Raw genomic sequence first — 16,442 nt, 5'->3', positions numbered from 1 at the left:
TTTCCGCGCCAGAGAGAAAACCGATCTCCGCTGCTTTGGTTGGTTTCAGACCTTGGCCAGCCTCGCGCTGGCGGCGGCCGGCAGGGCCGCGCCCATGGCATGCCCGATCAGGACGAGGACCGGTCCTCGACTCGGCAGCTCGCCGAGCTGCTCGGGCAATTGCGCGATCGTGCTCGCGATCCGCGCTTCCGCGGGCGTGGTGGCGCCGAGCACCGCGATCGCCGGCGTCGCCGGGTCGAGGCCGGCCGCGAGGGCCTTCTCGCGGAACAGCGGCAGGGTGGCGCGCGCCATGTAGAGCGCCGTGGTCGCCGCCGGATCGGCGAGCGCCTTCCAGTCGAGATCCTGCGGCAGCTTGCCGTCGCGGGCGTGCCCGGTGACGAATTGCAGCCGGCGGGCGTGATCGCGATGGGTGAGCGAAAGGCCGAGCGCTGCCGCCGCGCCCTGCGCCGCCGAGATGCCGGGCACGATGGCGACCGGGATGCCCGCGCGCCGGCAGGCCTCGATTTCCTCGCCGGCGCGTCCGAAGATTCCGGGATCGCCGCCCTTCAGGCGAACCACATGCTTGCCCTGGCCGGCGAGCGAGACCAGCATCGCATTGATGTCGTCCTGCTTCACCGCCGGGCCGTAACCCTGCTTGCCGACCAGCATGCGCCTGGCTTCGCGCCGGGCGAGCTCGAGCACGCCGGCCGAGACGAGATCGTCATAGAGGATGATGTCGGCGCTCTGCAGCGCCCGGATCGCCTTCAGCGTCAGCAGCTCCGGATCGCCGGGGCCGGCGCCGACCAGCGTGACGCGGCCATGCGCCGCTCCGGTGCGCTCGATCTGCTCGAGCGCCGCCAGAAGGTCGCCGCGGTCGCCGTCATCGGGCTGGCGCTGCGGCTCGGCCAGCGCCCTGGCGGTGAAGCGCTCCCAGAAATCGCGGCGCAGGGGGAAGGCGAGCTCGCGCGCCCTCACCAATGGACGCCAATCGTGCGCGGCCTGCGCCCAGGCCTTGAGGCCCGCCGGCAGCAGCGCCTCGATCTTCGCCCGGATCGCCTGGCCGAAGACGGGAGCGGCCCCGTCGGTCGAGATCGCGACCACCAGCGGCGAGCGATTGACCAGCGAGCCGAAGGCGAAATCGCAGAACTCCGGCCTGTCGACCACATTGACCGGGACGCCGGCCCGCCGCGCCGCGGCCGCGAAGGCGCCGGCTTCGGCGAGCGCTTCGACATCGGCGACGGCGAGCGCGGCGCCGGCGAGATCGTCAGGGCGCCAGACGCGCGGCAGCACCGTCACCGAGCCGGCCGGCGGGTCGGCGGCGAGGCCGGCGAACAGCTCGGGCGCATCGCCGGCGAGGATCAGCAGGTCTCCGCCCGCCGCGGCGAGCAGCTCGGCCTTCCAGAGCGCGCCCTCGCTCGCTCCCGCGAGCACGATTCTGCGTCCCTCCAGCCTGTGGAAGAGGGGCAGGGTCGCCAGCCGGTCGATCCGGCGCGGGGCGGTGGCTTCCGGGCGTCTTGCGCTCATCTTTGCGTCGCTGCGGCCTTCACAACGGGTTGCGTCCGGGTGTCGCCCGCAGGTGGCACGAACAGCCACAGACCGGCAAGCACCAGGATGATAAGCCGGAAGCAAAGATCGAACCAGCGCTCGCGTGGACCGGGAGCCGACCGGCCGATTCCACGCTCGAGGACGTCGTTCAGCATGGCCTCCTCCCATTGATCGTCGCTGTGGCGGTCGGCCGGCCGCCGCATGCCGGATGGGGCCGAGCCGGGCATGGCGTCAGCAGGCCGCGGCATGCTTCAGCCGCGCCGCGCGGCGCCGGTCGAGGATGTTGCCACTGTCGCCATAGCCGCGCTGATAGCCATGGCTGATCCGGCCGAGCGCCGTCAGCCATTGCTCGACCGGCTGGCGCGCCGCGCTCTCCTGCGGCAGCTCGACCTCGTCGAAGCCGCAGGCCAGCGCGTAGGCGAACTGATCGGGAATCAGCGGCCCGCTGGCGCGCAGGCTGCCGGCGAAGCCGTGATTGCGGATCAGCCGCGCCAGGCTGAAGCCGCGCCCGTCGGCGAAGGACGGGAAGCCGATCGCGATCAGCGAGAGCTGCCGCATCACCAGCTTCAACTCGGACATCCGCACGGTATTGGGAAGGACGGCGCCGATGCGCTGGTCGCGGCTCCTCTGCGCCAGCGCCTCGGGCAGCGCCGCCCAGGCAACGAGCGCATGCGAGAGATTGCCGATAGCGGCGCCCTCGCTGCGGGTCCAGAGATCGGCCTTGGCTCCGTGGCGATCAAGCAACGGCATGGCTCGCCTCCTGGAAAGCCGCCTTGAAGGGTGCGAGCCCGATCCGGCGGACGTTGTCGATGAAGCTCTCGCCCGCCCGGCGCTGCGCCAGATAGACGGAAACGATGCGCTCGATCGCGTCGGGCACGTCTTCCGCCGCCAGGCCCGGACCGAGGATCTCGCCGATCGCCGCGGTCTCGGTCGCGTCGCCGCCGAGCGTGATCTGATAGGATTCGATGCCGCGTTTCTCGAGGCCGAGAATGCCGATATGGCCGACATGGTGATGGCCGCAGGCATTGATGCAGCCGGAGATCTTGACGTTGAGCACACCGATCTCCTTCTGCCGCGCCGGATCGGCGAAGCGCTTCGCCACCGCCTGCGCGATCGGGATCGAGCGGGCCGTCGCCAGTGCGCAATAGTCGAGGCCGGGGCAGGCGATGATGTCGGTGATCAGCCCGGCATTCGCCGTCGCCAGCCCGGCCTCGCCGAGGCGCTGCCAGAGCGCGAACAGGTCCGACAGCTTCACATGCGGCAGGACGAGGTTCTGCGCATGGGTGACGCGGATCTCGGACAAGGAGAACGCCTCGGCCAGGTCGGCGACGAGGCGCATCTGCGCGCTCGAGGCGTCGCCGGGAGGCGCACCGATCGGCTTCAGCGAGATCGTCGCCGCCGCATAGCCCTGCTGGCGGTGCGGCGTGACGTTCGTCTCGACCCAGCGGGCGAAGTCGGGATTGCCGGCCTTGGCCGTCTCGAAGGCGCCGCTGGTCGCAGGCAGCGCCTCATAGGCCGGCGGCGCGAAATAGGCGGCGATGCGGGCGACCTCGGCGGGATCGGCATTCACCGACGGGCCGTCGAGCCGGGCGAATTCCTCCTCGACCCGGCGCGAGAACTCCGCGGTGCCGATCTCGTGGACCAGGATTTTGACCCTGGCCTTGTACTTGTTGTCGCGCCGGCCTTCGAGATTGTAGACTCGCATGATCGCCTCGAGATAGGCGAGCAGGTCGGCTTTGGGCAGGAATTCGCGCACGGTCTTGCCGATCATCGGCGTCCGGCCGAGGCCGCCGCCGACGACGACCTCGTAGCCGATCTCGTTCGTGTCCGGATGGCGCAGGATGCGCAGGCCGATATCGTGCGCCTTGATCACCGCGCGGTCATGCGCGGCGCCGGTCACCGCGATCTTGAACTTGCGCGGCAGGTAATCGAATTCGGGATGCAGGCTCGACCATTGCCGGATCAGCTCGGCCGTCGGGCGCGGGTCCTCGATCTCGTCCGGCGCGACGCCGGCGAAATGGTCGGCCGTGACGTTGCGGATGCAGTTGCCCGAGGTCTGGATCGCGTGCATCTCGACATCGGCGAGCAGGTCGAGAATGTCCGGGATGTCGCGCAGCTTCGGCCAGTTGAACTGGAGGTTGGTGCGCGTGGTGAAATGACCGTAGCCGCGGTCATAGCGCTCGCCGATCAGCGCGAGCTGGCGCATCTGCCTCGCCGACAGCGTGCCGTAGGGAACCGCGATCCGCAGCATATAGGCGTGCAGCTGCAGATAGACGCCGTTCTTCAGGCGCAGCGGCTTGAACTCGTCCTCGGTCAGCGCGCCACTCAGCCGCCGGCCGACCTGGTCGCGGAACTGGGCGACGCGCTCGCGCACGAAGCGTTCGTCGAATTCGTCGTAGCGGTACATGCGTCAGGCCCTCGCAAAGGCAGTTCTTGTGAAGGCCTCGGCGAGCGGCAGGTCGGCCTGCTTGCCGAGATCGCGCCGGACGCTTGGGCCGGTCGTCTTCATCCGCTCGCGGTAATGGCGCGGCACCGGCACACCGCCCTCGACCGCGACGTCGACCAGATAGGCATCGACGACGCGCTGACCGCCGAGCTCGGCGGCGGCGAAGGCATCGAGCCGATCGGCCGTCGCCTCGTCATGCCCGATCAGCGCCGCGCCCGGGTCGCGCGACCAGCACAGGCCGTGAGCATCACCCGTCGCGAAGACGACGTCGCCGTCGAGCAGGTCGTTTGCCAGCAGGATCACCGGCAGGGCAGGGCGCTTGGCGGCAGCCATGAATGATGCTCGACACGTTCGCTATTCCGAACGTTTTACATAAAGCAGCGACCATCGAGCATCAATTCACGGTCGGTAGTGTGATTTTTCTTATTGCCATTCGAAAAGAGGAAATCTCTCTTCCAAGCTGCGCGGCGCTGGCCGCGATGGAACTTTCTTCTCTGCGAGCGAGCGCGGCAGCCGCCTGGAACGCGCTCAGCGCGGCTGGCAGGATTGGCTCAGCTTCCGCAGCGCCGGGGCGATCCCGGCGAGCGGGATCGCATCATAGCCTTTCTTGATGCCGTCCTGCCGAATGCGCAGCGAGCGGCCGGTCGCGAAGGCCGCGAACATCTCGGCGCCGGCGCCGGCGACCCGATGGGCGTCGCCGAACGGGCCGCGCGTCGGCTGCAGCGCGAGCCGGAAATCGCGGCCGTCGATCGCGAGAGTGATCGGTCCTTCCGAGAGCACGCCGGGGATATCGAGATAGAGCCCCAGCTGCCTGTCCGCCTCGCAGCGGATGAAGGCACAGGACCAGGCGTCGTCGGTCATCGTCGCCGAGCAGCCCTGGATCGCCCGTTTGCTCTCGCCGTCGAAGATGCTCGGCCTCCACTCCGCCGCGGCCCCGGCCGCTGAGCCGGCGCAAAGCAGAAGGCCCAGAGTCAGGCTGCGCATCGCCGTTCCGTCTCCGCCACGACGCAAACGCTATGAGCCTTGCCAGGTCACGGCAAGAGATTGCACGTCATGTGCCTCAGACCAGTCCTCCCAGCCGATAGCCGACGCCCGGCTCGGTCTCGATCAGCCGGGGCTCGGCCGGATCGTCCTCCAGCTTCTGCCGGAGCTGGCCGACGAAGACGCGCAGATACTGCACGTCGTGCTCATGGGCGGGGCCCCAGACGGCGGTGAGGATCTGCCTGTGGGTCAGGACCCGGCCGTTCCCGCCGGCGAGGCAGGCGAGCAGGTCGTACTCCTTCGGCGAGAGCTTCACCGCTGCCCCGCCCTTGCTGATCCGGCGGTTCACGAGATCGATCTCGACATCGCCAACCAGGAGCGCGGGGGCCGCGCCCTGCCGCTCGATGCGATGGCGCAGCGCGACGCGCAGGCGGGCGAGCAGTTCGCCGACGCCGAAGGGCTTCTCGACATAATCGTCGGCGCCGGCATCGAGCGCGTCGATCTTCTCGGTCTCCCGGTCGCGGGCGGACAGGATGATCACCGGCCCGTCATAGAAGGCCCGCGCCTTGGCGAGCGCCTCCTTGCCGTCCATGTCGGGCAGGCCGAGATCGAGCACGACCGCGTCCGGCGGCTTGCGGGCGATCTCGCGCAGGCCCGCGGTGGCGTCGTCGGCGCGGATCGGCTCGTAGCCGGCGGCGTCCAGCGCGGGCCCCAGGAAGCGGTGGATCTGCGGCTCGTCGTCGATGACGAGAATGCGCGGGCGGAAGGCGGTCATGATCGCGGGCTCGTGCTGTCGGCGCCCGCGGCGTCCTTGCGCAGGCTGATCAGGATGCGGGAACCGTCCTTGCTGCCGTCCGGGCGGTCGTGGATCGGGGAGGCGGCGGCGATGCGGCCGCCCATCGCTTCGACGAAACCTTTGGCGATGGCGAGGCCGAGGCCGGCCCCCTTGCCGCGCTCGCCCCCGCGATCTGTCGATTCCTCCAGCCGCCGGAATTTCTCGAAGACGCGCTCCAGCTCGGCGGTCGGGATGCCGCGGCCCTCGTCCTCGATCGAGATCACGACATTGCCGCGGTCCTCATAGGCTGCGGCATCGATCAGCGCACCATCCTCGCTATAGGCGATGGCGTTCTCCAGGATGTTGACCAGCACCTGCTCCAGCAGGGCCGGATCGGCCCGGACCAGAGAGAGCTCGGCCGGGAAATCGCGCTGGACCCGGCGCTGACCCAGCCGCCTCGCGACGCGCCCCAGCGCCGCCGCGATCACGTCGCGGACGTCGATCCAGTCGCGCCGCGCCACCAGCGCCCCGCCTTCGAGCCTGGTCATGTCGAGCAGGTCGCCGACATAGCGGTTCAGCCGCTCGGCCTCCTCGCGGATCGAGAGCAGGAGGTCGTCGCGCACCGCCGGTCTCAGGCCCTCGCCATAGTCGATCAGCGTCGTCGCCGAGCCGAGCACGGTGGCCAGCGGCGTGCGCAGATCGTGGCTGACCGAGTTCAGCAGCGCCGAGCGCAGCCGGTCGCTGCGGCGCAGCGCCTCGGCATCGACGGCGGCGGCGGCGAGCTCGGCCCGTTCGATCGCGATCGCCCCCTGATCGAGCAGCGCCAGCGCAAAGCGCTCGTTCTCGGCCGTCGCCAGCGCCTTCGGCTCGAAGCCGACCACGCCGGAGCGGGCACGTACGCCCTGCAGCGGCCGGAAGGTCCAGGCCACGTTCGGCAGGGTTCCGGTGCCTGCGCCCGCTGGCTCGCCGCGATTCCAGGTCCAGCGCGCGGCGGTCATGTCGGCGGTGGACAACGCCTCGAGTGCAGGGGCACCGGCGACGGCCACGATCTCGCCGTCGCTGGGCAGCAGGACGACCACCCGGCCCGACGTCGCAGCCGAGACCTGCTCCGCCAGGATGGCGGCGGCCTCCTCGCGGCGCGAGACCGCCGAGAGACGCCGGCTGGCGGCCAACAGCGCAGTGATCGCGGAGGCCCGCCGCGCCGTCGCCTTGGCCTGGTCGCGGATACGCCCGGTGAGGCTGCCCGTGGTCATCGCGACGGCGAAGAAGACCAGGAAGGTCAGGACATCGGCCGGGTGGCCGATCCAGACGGTCAGGCGCGGCTCCAGGAAAAAGAAATTGTAGGCGAAGGCCGCAAGCGCCGCGGCCGTCACCGCCGGCCAGAGGCCGAAGGCGAGGCCGGCGCCGAGCGCGCTCACCATGAACAGCATGGCCAGGTTGACGTTCTCGACCCGCCTGTCGATCAGCTCGGCGAGGCCGATCGCCGCCCCGACCATGGCGACTGCGCCGGCATGACCGAGCCAGTCGGGCCTTGTTCGGGCCGAAAGAGGGAGCGTATGCCGCGCCGGCCCGCTCGTGACCTCGGTGACGATGTGGAGAGCCGCCCCGTTCTCCGCCTTCAGCAGCTCAGGCGCGAGCGAGCGCCGAAACCAGGCCCGCCAGCCCTTGTGATGGGACTTGCCGACGACGATCTGGGTGACGTTGTTGCGGCGGGCGTAGTCCAGCACCGTCCCGACGAGATCGTCGCCGGTCAGCACGACGCTGGCGCCGCCGAGTTGCTCGGCGAGGCGCAGCGCCTCGACGAGATGGGCGCCCTTGCCCTCGTCCGGACCGCCGCGATTGGGCCGCTCGACATGGGCGACCGTCCAGGGCGCGTCCATCATCATGTCCGACAGCCGCCGCCCGACCCTGACCAGCGATCCGGCCATCGTATCGGGGCCGATCAGCACGAGGATGCGCTCGCCCGCCGCCCACGGCCCCTGGACGCCGGCCCGCTTCATCGCCTGGCTGAGCTGGTCGTCGACCGTCTGCGCCGCCCGGCGCAGCGCCAGCTCGCGCAGCGCCGTCAGATTCTCCGGCTTGAAGAAGTTGCCGGCAGCGAGCCGCGCGGTCTCGGGGACATAGACCTTGCCTTCTTCCATGCGCTGGCGGAGCTCGGTCGGCGTGATGTCGATCAGCTCGATTTCGTCGGCGCGGCTCAGCGCGCTGTCCGGCACGGTTTCGCGCTGGCGGACACCGGTGATTTTCCAGACGACGTCGACCAGGCTTTCGAGATGCTGGACGTTCAGCGTCGTCCAGACGTCGATACCGGAGGCGAGCAATTCCTCGACATCCTGCCAGCGCTTGGGATGGCGGCTGCCCGGCGCGTTCGAGTGGGCGTATTCGTCGACCAGCAGCAGCTTCGGCTTCAGGGCGAGCGCGGCGTCGAGGTCGAACTCCATCATCAGCCGGCCGCGATGCTCGAGCGGCCGGCGCGCCATCACCTCGAGCCCGTCGAGCAGCTCTTCGGTCTCGCGGCGCCCATGCGTCTCGACGACGCCGACCAGCACCTCGCCATGCTCCTCCTGGACGCGCCTGGCCTGGGTCAGCATCTCGTAGGTCTTGCCGACGCCCGGCGCCATGCCGAGAAAGATCTTCAGCCGGCCGCGCTTGCCGCGGCCGGCTGAAGCCAGCAGGGCGTCGGGATCGGGCCGCCCTGCCTCGCGGAACTGGGATTCGTCGTTCGCCATAGCACCTAACGTTGAGCGCGCGGCCAGCGCGCGTCGAGAGCCAAATTGACGGCGAGCACGTTGACGCGCGGCTCGCCGAACAGGCCGAAGGTCGAACCCTCAGTATTCGCCGCGATCAGCGCCTGAACCTCCGCCGCCGGAGCCTTGCGGGCCGCGGCGATGCGCAGAACCTGCCTTTCCGCATTGGCTGGCGAGACATGCGGGTCGAGGCCCGAGCCGGATGTGGTGACCGCGTCGACAGGGATCGGCGCGTCGCTCTCGCCGCGCAGGGCCGCGGCGTCGGCCTTGACGCGAGCGGCGAGGTCCTGGTTCAGGGGCCCCAGATTCGAGCCGGAGGAATTCGACGCGTCATAGCCGTCCTCGCCGGCGGCGGAAGGGCGGGGACGCAGATAGCCCTCGTCCCTGAAGCTCTGCCCGATCCAGCGCGAGCCGACGATCCCACCGGCGGCGTTGCGGATCAGCGAGCCGCCGGCCTGCGCCGGGAAGAGGAGCTGCGCCAGCCCGGTGACGCCGAGCGGATAGGCCAGGCCCAGCAGGGCGGTGAAGAGGACCATCGAGACGATGGCGGGGCGGAGATTGGCGATCATGGCAAGTGTCCAGTTTCGATCATCAGGCGAGCCCGAAGGCCGCGACGACGAGGTCGATCAGCTTGATGCCGACGAAGGGCGCGACCAGGCCGCCGATGCCGTAGAGGGTGAGATTGCGCGAGAGCAGCCTGGCCGCGCCGATCGCCCGGTAGCGCACGCCGCGCAGCGCCAGCGGGATCAGCGCGATGATGACCAGCGCATTGAAGATCACCGCCGAGAGGATCGCGCTCTGCGGGCTCGCCAGCCCCATGATGTTGAGCGCGCCGAGCGCCGGCAGCGAGCCGACGAAGAGCGCCGGAATGATGGCGAAATACTTCGCCACGTCGTTGGCGATCGAGAAGGTGGTCAGCGCGCCGCGGGTGATCAGCAATTGCTTGCCGACCTCGACGATCTCCAGGACCTTGGTCGGGTCGCTGTCGAGATCGACCATGTTGCCGGCTTCGCGCGCCGCCTGCGCGCCGGTCTGCATCGCGACGCCGACATCGGCCTGGGCGAGGGCCGGGGCGTCGTTGGCACCGTCGCCGCACATGGCGACGAGCCGGCCCTTGGCCTGCTCGGCCCGGATCATCCGCAGCTTGTCCTCCGGCGTCGCCTCGGCGAGGAAGTCGTCGACGCCGGCCTCCGAGGCGATCGCCGCCGCGGTGACGGGGTTGTCGCCGGTGATCATCACCGTGCGCACGCCCATCCGGCGCAGATCGGCGAAGCGCTCCTTCACGCCCGGCTTGACCACGTCCTTCAGGTGAATGACGCTGACCAGCGCGCCGTTCTCGCTGACGGCGAGCGGCGTGCCGCCCGAGCGGGCGATGCCGTCGACGGCATGGCGCAGCTCCGCCGGCACCTGGCTGTCGGCGAGGTCGAGCGTCCGGATCACCGCGTCGACCGCGCCCTTGCGCCAGGATTTTCCATTGAGGTCCAAGCCGGACTGGCGCGTGGTGGCGCTGAACGGGATCGCGGTCGCCCCGGCCGGGATCTCGGCGGTGACGCCCTGGTCGCGGGCGAGCGCGACGATCGAGCGGCCTTCCGGCGTCTCGTCGGCGAGCGAGGCCATCAGCGCTGCCCGCAGCGCCGCATCCGGGCGCACGCCGGGAACCGGGATCACCTCAACCGCCATGCGGTTGCCGAAGGTGATCGTGCCGGTCTTGTCGAGCAGCAGCGTGTCGACGTCGCCGGCGGCCTCGACGGCGCGGCCTGAGGTCGCCAGCACATTCACTTTCAGGAGCCGGTCCATGCCGGCGATGCCGACCGCGCTCAGCAGGCCGCCGATCGTGGTCGGGATCAGCGTGACGAAGAGCGCGCCCAGCACCATCGGGTCGAGCGAGACGCCGGACAGGGCGCCGAGCCCGGTCAGCGTCACCACCGCGATCAGGAAGACCAGGGTCAGGCCGGCGAGCAGCACGGCGAGCGCGAGCTCGTTCGGGGTCTTGCGCCGGTCGGCGCCCTCGACCATCGCGATCATGCGGTCGAGGAAGGAGGAGCCGGGCCGCGAGGTCACCTTCACCTTGATCCAGTCGGAGACCACCGTGGTGCCGCCGGTGACGGCCGAGCGGTCGCCGCCGCTCTCGCGGATCACGGGGGCGGATTCGCCGGTGATCGCGGCCTCGTTGACCGAGGCGACGCCCGCGATGATCTCCCCATCGGCGGGGATGACCTCGCCGGCCTCGACCAGGACGACGTCACCCGGCGCGAGTTCGTGAGCCGGCGTCGGGATCATCGCGTCGCGGGACGCGTCGATGATCAGCTTGGCCTTGGTGGTGACGCGGGTTGCGCGCAGCGAATCCGCCGCCGCCTTGCCGCGCCCCTCGGCGATCGCCTCGGCGAAATTGGCGAAGACCACGGTGAGCCAGAGCCAGACCGCGATCTGGATCGGGAAGGTCGCGGGCTTGCCATCTGCGAGCGCGACGACGGCCGAGACGCTGGCGAGCACCGCGACGACCTCGGTCGCGAGGATGACCGGGTTGCCGGTCAGTGGGCGCGGATCGAGCTTGCTCACGGCGCTCTTCAGCGCCGTGAGCACCACGGCCTGGTTGAAGGCAGCGGATTTGGCGAGTGAGACACTCATCGACACAGTTCCTTTGACGGCCGGCGCGCTTTCCGTTCGGCCGATTCCGGCCAAACGAGAAGAATTCGCGCCAATTGAATTTGTTGAGCATGTTCTCATCGCAAAAGTGGTTCCCACTTTTGCGGAACTTGCTCAGCGGGCCGCCGCAAGCACTTGGAAGTGCTCGACGATCGGCCCGAGCGCGAGCGCGGGGAAGAATTGCAGCCCGCCCAGGATCAGGATGATGCCGACGAGCAGGCCGACGAAGAGCGGGGAATCGCTCGGCAAGGTGCCGGCGGTCGGCGCGAGCTTCGGCTTGGCGGCGATGGCGCCGGCGATGGCCAGCACCGGAACCGCATAGGCGAAGCGGCCGAGCAGCATGGCGATGCCGAGTGTCGTGTTCCACCAGGGCGTGTTGGCGCTGAGGCCGGCGAAGGCCGAGCCGTTGTTCCCCGCCGCCGAGGAATAGGCGTAGAGGATTTCCGAGAGGCCGTGCGGCCCCGTGTTCAGCAGGCTCTCGAGCGCCGCCGGCAGCGCCGCGGAGACGGCCGAGAAGCCGAGGATGGCGAGCGGCAGGATCAGCACCGCCAGCATGGCGAACTTGATCTCGCGGGCCTCGACCTTCTTGCCGAGATATTCCGGCGTGCGCCCGACCATCAGCCCGGCGACGAACACCGCGAGCAGCGCCATCACGACCATGCCGTAGAGGCCGGAGCCGACGCCGCCGGGCAGGATCTCGCCGAGCTGGATCAGGAACATCGCGACGCCGCCGCCGAGCGGCATGTAGCTGGCGTGCATCGAGTTGACCGAGCCGTTCGAGGCGCCGGTGGTCATCGCCGCCCAGAGCGCCGAGGCGGCGGCGCCGAAGCGCACCTCCTTGCCTTCCATATTGGCGGGCGCGTCGATGATGCCGGCGGCGACCATGGCGGGCTGCGGCGTCAGCGTCTCCGAGGAATAGATCGCGGCGGCGCCGAGGCCGACCAGGATCACCATCGCGGCGAGCAGGGCACGCGCCTCCCTGCGGGCTCCCGCGACGCGGCCGAAGGCGACGACGGTGCCGAAGGCGAGGGCGTTCAGCGAGACGACCTCGATCAGGTTGGTCAGCGGCGTCGGATTCTCGAAGGGATGGGCCGAATTCACGTTGAACAGGCCGCCGCCATTGGTGCCCCATTGCTTGATCGCCTCCTGACTCGCGACCGGGAAGAGGGCGATGACCTGGTCGGCCCCCTCCAGCGTCCTGGCGGTGACGCCGGCGAGGAGGCTCTGCGGCACGCCCGCGGCGACGAGCGCCAGCGCCGTTGCGATCGAGAGCGGCAACAGCACGTAGAGAACGTTGCGGGTCAGATCGACCCAGAAATTGCCGAGGCTCTCGCCGCGATCGGCGGCGAAGGCCCGCGCCATGGCGGCCGCCACGGCGAGGCCCGCACCGGCCGAGACGAAGTTCTGCACGGTCAGGCCGGCCATTTGGCTGAGGCTGCTCAGCGTCGTCTCGCCGCCATAGGATTGCCAGTTCGTGTTGGTGACGAAGCTGACGGCGGTGTTGAAGGCCAGATGCGGCGAGACGCCGCCGAAGCCCTGCGGGTTCAGCGGCAGCAGGCCCTGCAGCCGCAGCAATGCGTAGAGCAGCACGAAACCGGCCGCGCTGAAGGCGAGCAAGGCGACGGCATAGCCGAGCCAGCTCTGCCCCTTGTTCCGGTCGATGCCGAGAGCGGCATGGAAGCCGGCCTCGACCGGCTTCAGCACGGGATCGAGCGGGGTTCGCTCGCCCGTCCAGACGCGTGTCATGTAGATGCCGAGCGGCCAGCCCACGGCCACCGTCAGCGCGATCGTGAAGACGATCTCGGCCCAGCCCCGCCAGTCCATGCGAGGTCTCCTCTCGTCGTTGTGTCAGAAGCGGTCGGGGCGCAGCAGCGCGGCGACCATGTAGAGCGCGAGCCCGAGCGCCGCGGCGGCATAGAGCAAGGTGAGCGCCATCGCGTCAGACCTTGCGCAGCAGCGCTGCGTAGCCGCCGAAGAGCGCGAAGGCCCCGGCTCCGAGCGCGAGGAAGACGATGTCGGCCATGACGGATCTCCAGCCTGGTTCAGGCCGGAGATGTGGTGCCTCGGCTGCTAAGCGGTCGAGCGGGAAGGGAAGGCCGCGGCATAAGGGCGGCATAAGGATGGCGCCGCGCGGCGCGCAGCCGAGCCTGCGCACATGCGCGGCGGGGGCGGAGCGGTTGCGGGATGATCTGCGGAGTCGCGGACGCTCTCAGCTCGACGCTTCGAGCCCGGCGGTGGTGATGAAGGCGGAGAGGGCGAGGCCGGCCCAGAAGAAATCGTTGAGAACGCCCTGCAGGGGCACCATCCCCATGGTCACGCCGGACAATCCGCCGGCCAGGAACAGCGCCGAGACCGCAACAAGGCTGCTCATGATGTCCTCCCGCATTTTGGGGCACGAACGCGGCGGGAGCGATTCCGTTCCCTCGATTCGAGGCGACATCCAATCATTTGTGTTGATAGGATCGCGGCAAGGGCACAATTGCCGTGATGAGGCGCACGGGTCGGGAGGGAGTCATGGTTCACCGGCTGAAGGGCGGCTGCCATTGCGGCGCAATCGGCGTCGAACTTCTGCTGCCGCGGCCGCCGGAGGAGGAGATCGTCGGAGCCTGCCAATGCTCCTTCTGCCGCAAGCACAACGCCCGGACGGTGTCGGATGCCGGGGCGAAGGCTCGCCTGGTGGTTCGTGAGCCGGCTCAGTTGCAGTGCTACGATTTCGGCCTCTCCGCCTCCGAGGTCGTCCTCTGCCGTCGCTGCGGCGTCTATCTCGCCATGTTGATGCGCGAGGATGGCGCGGCCTGGACCACGATCAATGTCGACGCCCTCGACGAGCGCGCCCGCTTCACCAGGCCGGCCGAGCCGCGCGACTTCAGCGGCGAAGCGCTTGCAGGGCGGCGCGCGCGCCGGAAGGCGCGCTGGACGCCGACCGAACTGGTCGGCTGGCCGGAGGAGGGCGGATCGCTCAGCCCTGAGAGCACACGCGCTGCAGCGCCCGCCACTCCTGCTCGGTGAGGATCGGCGGCCCGGTTTCCGCCGGCGCCGCCTGCTTCATGCGCTCCAGTCTCTCGCTGCTGACCGGATGGCTGTCGAGCAGCGTGGTCCGGCCGCCACTGCCGGTGATCCGCACGAGGAACTCGCCGAGCGACGCCGGCGAGCGGCCGAGCCGCGTCATCGCCCTGATCGCGAAATCGTCGGCGGCGGTCTCCGCCTCGCGCGAATGCGAGGCGTTGAGCAAGGTGCGCGAGGCGAAGATCACCGCGCCGCTGCCGCTGATGTCGCCGAACAGCAGGCCGAACAGGAAGGAGGTGCCGCCGGTCCGGATCACGCCGCGCAGCCCGTCGCGATGCTCGGCATGGCCGATCTCGTGCGCGATCACGCCGGCGATCTCGTCCGGATCGCGGGCACGGCGCAGCAGCCCCTCGAAGAGGTAGACGCGCCCGCCGGGCAGCGCCACCGCGTTGGGGACGGGCGAGGACAGCACCCGCGCCTCCAGCACGGCGCTGCCGCCGCCCGCCTGCTTCAGCGCCTCGACCATTTTCGTGAAGGCGCGCTGCCCCTCGGGCCCGGTGCAGAGCTTGCCGCCCATCAGCGCCCGCACCTGCCTGTCGACCGCCTCGCCGAGACGCTGCTCGGCCGGCGCCGGCACGATCATCGCCAGCCGGTCGGCCACCAGCGGGATGCCGTAGAGCGTCATCAGCACGATCGAGGCCGCGGCAGCGAGCGACCAGCCGACGATCCGCCAGGGCTGGCCGCCACCGCCGTCCCGGTCGAGCGCAGGGCAAAGCTCGGCAACGCGCCGGCCGGCGGCCTCGTCCTCGATCTCGAGCCGGGCCTGGCCCGTCGCCGCAGCCGATCTCAGCCGCAGCCCGCGCGCGCCGTCGACGCGCCGGATGTCGTCATAGCGCCAGGAGGCGAGCACGGCATCGTCGTCCATGATGGCGAGCTCTGCGCCAAAGCGCAGTACGACCGGCCGCCTGCGGCTCGAGATCCCGTCGTAATACACGGCCGGATGGCGATCTTCCGGAGACGAACTCATCGCAGCGCCACCGCATCGTCCTCAGAATCCGGCGATGTCGAGGCTGTCGGCGAAGCCTTCGCCCACCGCTCCGGCCGCCTCGCCCTGGCCGGACACGTCGTCCGCCGCCGCGAGATTGTAGACCAGGGCGCTCTGCGCGACGCGGGCCCAGACATCGCGATTGAGGTAGAGCCGGACCACGGCGCCGATCGCGACCGCGACGAGCAGGTAGCCGACGCCGCCGCTGACCATGAAGGCCGGATGCTGCAGCGCCGCCAGCATGCGCTGCTCGCCGGGGCCGTCGATCGCGAAGAGCTGGCTGACGATCCAGTACACCCAACCGATCCACAGCGAGAACAGCAGCAGAAGCAGCATGAACCAGCCGATCGAGGCCCAGTAGCGTCCGACCAGGGCGCCGGTCTCGAGGCGTGACCCGAAGCGGACATCGCCGAAACGGATGCCCGACACCCACCAGCGCCATTCGATGGCTTTGAAGGCGGCGTAAATGAAGGGCGAAAGCAGGAGGGCGGTCCCGCTCAGGATCAGCCACAGGACGATATTCGCTCGGCTGGTCGGCGGGGCGAGGGCGGGCGTCCCCAGAAGGATCGCCAGGACCAGCACAGCCGACAGCCAGACCCACCAGGTCTTCCTGAACAGGCCTCCGCCAGTCCCGTCGAAGCGGCCCTGCAGGCTGCCATAGGCGGCATGGCGCATCTTGAAGCGTTCGAGCGCCGCCAGACGCCAGGGCAAAGCGAGCCCGACCGCGAGGATGACCGGCAGCCACCACAGAGCCGAGCGCCAGCTGTAGCTCCAGCCGGAGCCGCCCATGGAAAAGCGCAGGCCGCGCCAGACCGTGCGGGTCAGGCGATAGCGGCGGGCGCGATAGCGGGCGAACTCGGAGAACAGGAAGAAAAACAGCAGGAGCGGGATGCTGGCGAAGGCCTGCAGCCTTTCGGCTTCGAGGCCGATCAGGAAATAGACGAGGTAGACCGGCACCAGGATCGCCATGGCGATCAGGAAGCCGATCAACAGCTCCCGGGGCCGCCCGGTATACTCGGCCGGATCGCCGCCGACCGCGGTATGCGACCAGAGATGGCGGCGAATGTCGGTCGCCAGCCAGAAGCGGTAGAAGCCGAAGGTGACGAGCTCCAGCCCGGCGCCGCGCATGACGAGCCGGCGGAACGCCGGTCTCTCGCCGGAGAACGAGACCCGCTCGACCGCGGCTGGCTTGGGATCGGCGATCTGGTGCATGGCGAGCAGCGGTTCCGGCACGAACTGAAGGCCGCTGGTCAGGCCGGCCGCCCACATTCT

At 69.8% G+C, this 16,442-nt stretch carries 15 protein-coding genes; 1 reads left to right on the top strand and 14 read right to left on the bottom strand.

Annotated features, from left to right (window positions below):
• Window positions 1–45: 45 nt before the first annotated feature.
• The 12 genes from cysG to CS1GBM4_RS23345 all read right to left on the bottom strand — a co-directional run bounded on the left by cysG (window position 46) and on the right by CS1GBM4_RS23345 (window position 13,490).
• Window positions 46–1,503 (bottom strand): siroheme synthase CysG, encoded by a 1,458-nt coding sequence (gene cysG, locus CS1GBM4_RS23400; RefSeq protein ID WP_186421172.1) that lies wholly within the window; start codon window positions 1,501–1,503, stop codon window positions 46–48.
• On the bottom strand, window positions 1,500–1,679 hold the full coding sequence (locus CS1GBM4_RS23395) for a hypothetical protein (protein WP_186421171.1): 180 nt from the start codon (window positions 1,677–1,679) through the stop codon (window positions 1,500–1,502). The genes cysG and CS1GBM4_RS23395 overlap by 4 nt, the downstream gene beginning before the upstream one ends.
• 76 nt (window positions 1,680–1,755) lie before the next feature.
• Complete coding sequence (locus tag CS1GBM4_RS23390) at window positions 1,756–2,274, bottom strand: DUF934 domain-containing protein (protein ID WP_186421170.1); 519 nt, start codon at window positions 2,272–2,274, stop codon at window positions 1,756–1,758.
• The gene (locus CS1GBM4_RS23385) at window positions 2,261–3,931 is read right to left on the bottom strand and encodes a nitrite/sulfite reductase (RefSeq protein ID WP_186421169.1); all 1,671 of its coding nucleotides are present in this window, start codon (window positions 3,929–3,931) and stop codon (window positions 2,261–2,263) included. The genes CS1GBM4_RS23390 and CS1GBM4_RS23385 overlap by 14 nt, the downstream gene beginning before the upstream one ends.
• Window positions 3,932–3,934: 3 nt before the next feature.
• A complete protein-coding gene (locus CS1GBM4_RS23380) occupies window positions 3,935–4,303 on the bottom strand; it encodes a DUF2849 domain-containing protein (RefSeq protein ID WP_186421168.1) in 369 nt (122 codons plus the stop codon).
• A gap of 195 nt (window positions 4,304–4,498) precedes the next feature.
• Window positions 4,499–4,954 carry a hypothetical protein gene (locus CS1GBM4_RS23375; RefSeq protein ID WP_186421167.1) on the bottom strand — a complete coding sequence of 152 codons (456 nt, stop codon included), beginning with the start codon at window positions 4,952–4,954 and terminating at the stop codon, window positions 4,499–4,501.
• Window positions 4,955–5,030: 76 nt separating this feature from the next.
• Window positions 5,031–5,726 (bottom strand): response regulator, encoded by a 696-nt coding sequence (locus CS1GBM4_RS23370; protein ID WP_186421166.1) that lies wholly within the window; start codon window positions 5,724–5,726, stop codon window positions 5,031–5,033.
• Window positions 5,723–8,455 (bottom strand): sensor histidine kinase KdpD, encoded by a 2,733-nt coding sequence (locus tag CS1GBM4_RS23365; RefSeq protein ID WP_186421165.1) that lies wholly within the window; start codon window positions 8,453–8,455, stop codon window positions 5,723–5,725. Before CS1GBM4_RS23365 ends, CS1GBM4_RS23370 begins: the two co-directional genes overlap by 4 nt.
• Before the next feature lie 5 nt (window positions 8,456–8,460).
• Window positions 8,461–9,042 carry a potassium-transporting ATPase subunit KdpC gene (gene kdpC, locus CS1GBM4_RS23360; RefSeq protein ID WP_186421164.1) on the bottom strand — a complete coding sequence of 194 codons (582 nt, stop codon included), beginning with the start codon at window positions 9,040–9,042 and terminating at the stop codon, window positions 8,461–8,463.
• A 22-nt stretch (window positions 9,043–9,064) separates the two neighbouring features.
• Window positions 9,065–11,101, bottom strand: a complete 2,037-nt coding sequence (gene kdpB, locus CS1GBM4_RS23355) for a potassium-transporting ATPase subunit KdpB (RefSeq protein WP_186421163.1) — start codon at window positions 11,099–11,101, stop codon at window positions 9,065–9,067.
• A gap of 132 nt (window positions 11,102–11,233) precedes the next feature.
• Window positions 11,234–12,943 carry a potassium-transporting ATPase subunit KdpA gene (kdpA, locus tag CS1GBM4_RS23350; protein ID WP_186421162.1) on the bottom strand — a complete coding sequence of 570 codons (1,710 nt, stop codon included), beginning with the start codon at window positions 12,941–12,943 and terminating at the stop codon, window positions 11,234–11,236.
• Between the two features lie 385 nt (window positions 12,944–13,328).
• Window positions 13,329–13,490, bottom strand: coding sequence for a hypothetical protein (locus tag CS1GBM4_RS23345; RefSeq protein WP_186421161.1), 162 nt, complete (start codon window positions 13,488–13,490; stop codon window positions 13,329–13,331).
• 143 nt (window positions 13,491–13,633) lie between these two features.
• Here CS1GBM4_RS23345 and CS1GBM4_RS23340 point away from each other — a divergent pair, with 143 nt between their 5' ends.
• Window positions 13,634–14,128, top strand: coding sequence for an aldehyde-activating protein (locus CS1GBM4_RS23340; protein WP_186421160.1), 495 nt, complete (start codon window positions 13,634–13,636; stop codon window positions 14,126–14,128).
• Here CS1GBM4_RS23340 and CS1GBM4_RS23335 read toward each other — a convergent pair.
• The gene (locus CS1GBM4_RS23335; RefSeq protein WP_244607375.1) at window positions 14,079–15,050 is read right to left on the bottom strand and encodes a M48 family metallopeptidase; all 972 of its coding nucleotides are present in this window, start codon (window positions 15,048–15,050) and stop codon (window positions 14,079–14,081) included. The genes CS1GBM4_RS23340 and CS1GBM4_RS23335 overlap by 50 nt on opposite strands.
• A gap of 123 nt (window positions 15,051–15,173) precedes the next feature.
• Entirely contained in the window at window positions 15,174–16,439 is a 1,266-nt protein-coding gene (locus CS1GBM4_RS23330; RefSeq protein ID WP_244607374.1) for a DUF898 family protein, read from the bottom strand.
• Between the last annotated feature and the right edge of the window lie 3 nt (window positions 16,440–16,442).

Source organism: Allobosea sp. CS1GBMeth4, assembly GCF_900185715.1.
GTDB lineage: Bacteria > Pseudomonadota > Alphaproteobacteria > Rhizobiales > Beijerinckiaceae > Allobosea.
This window is presented reverse-complemented; position numbering and strand designations above follow the sequence as displayed.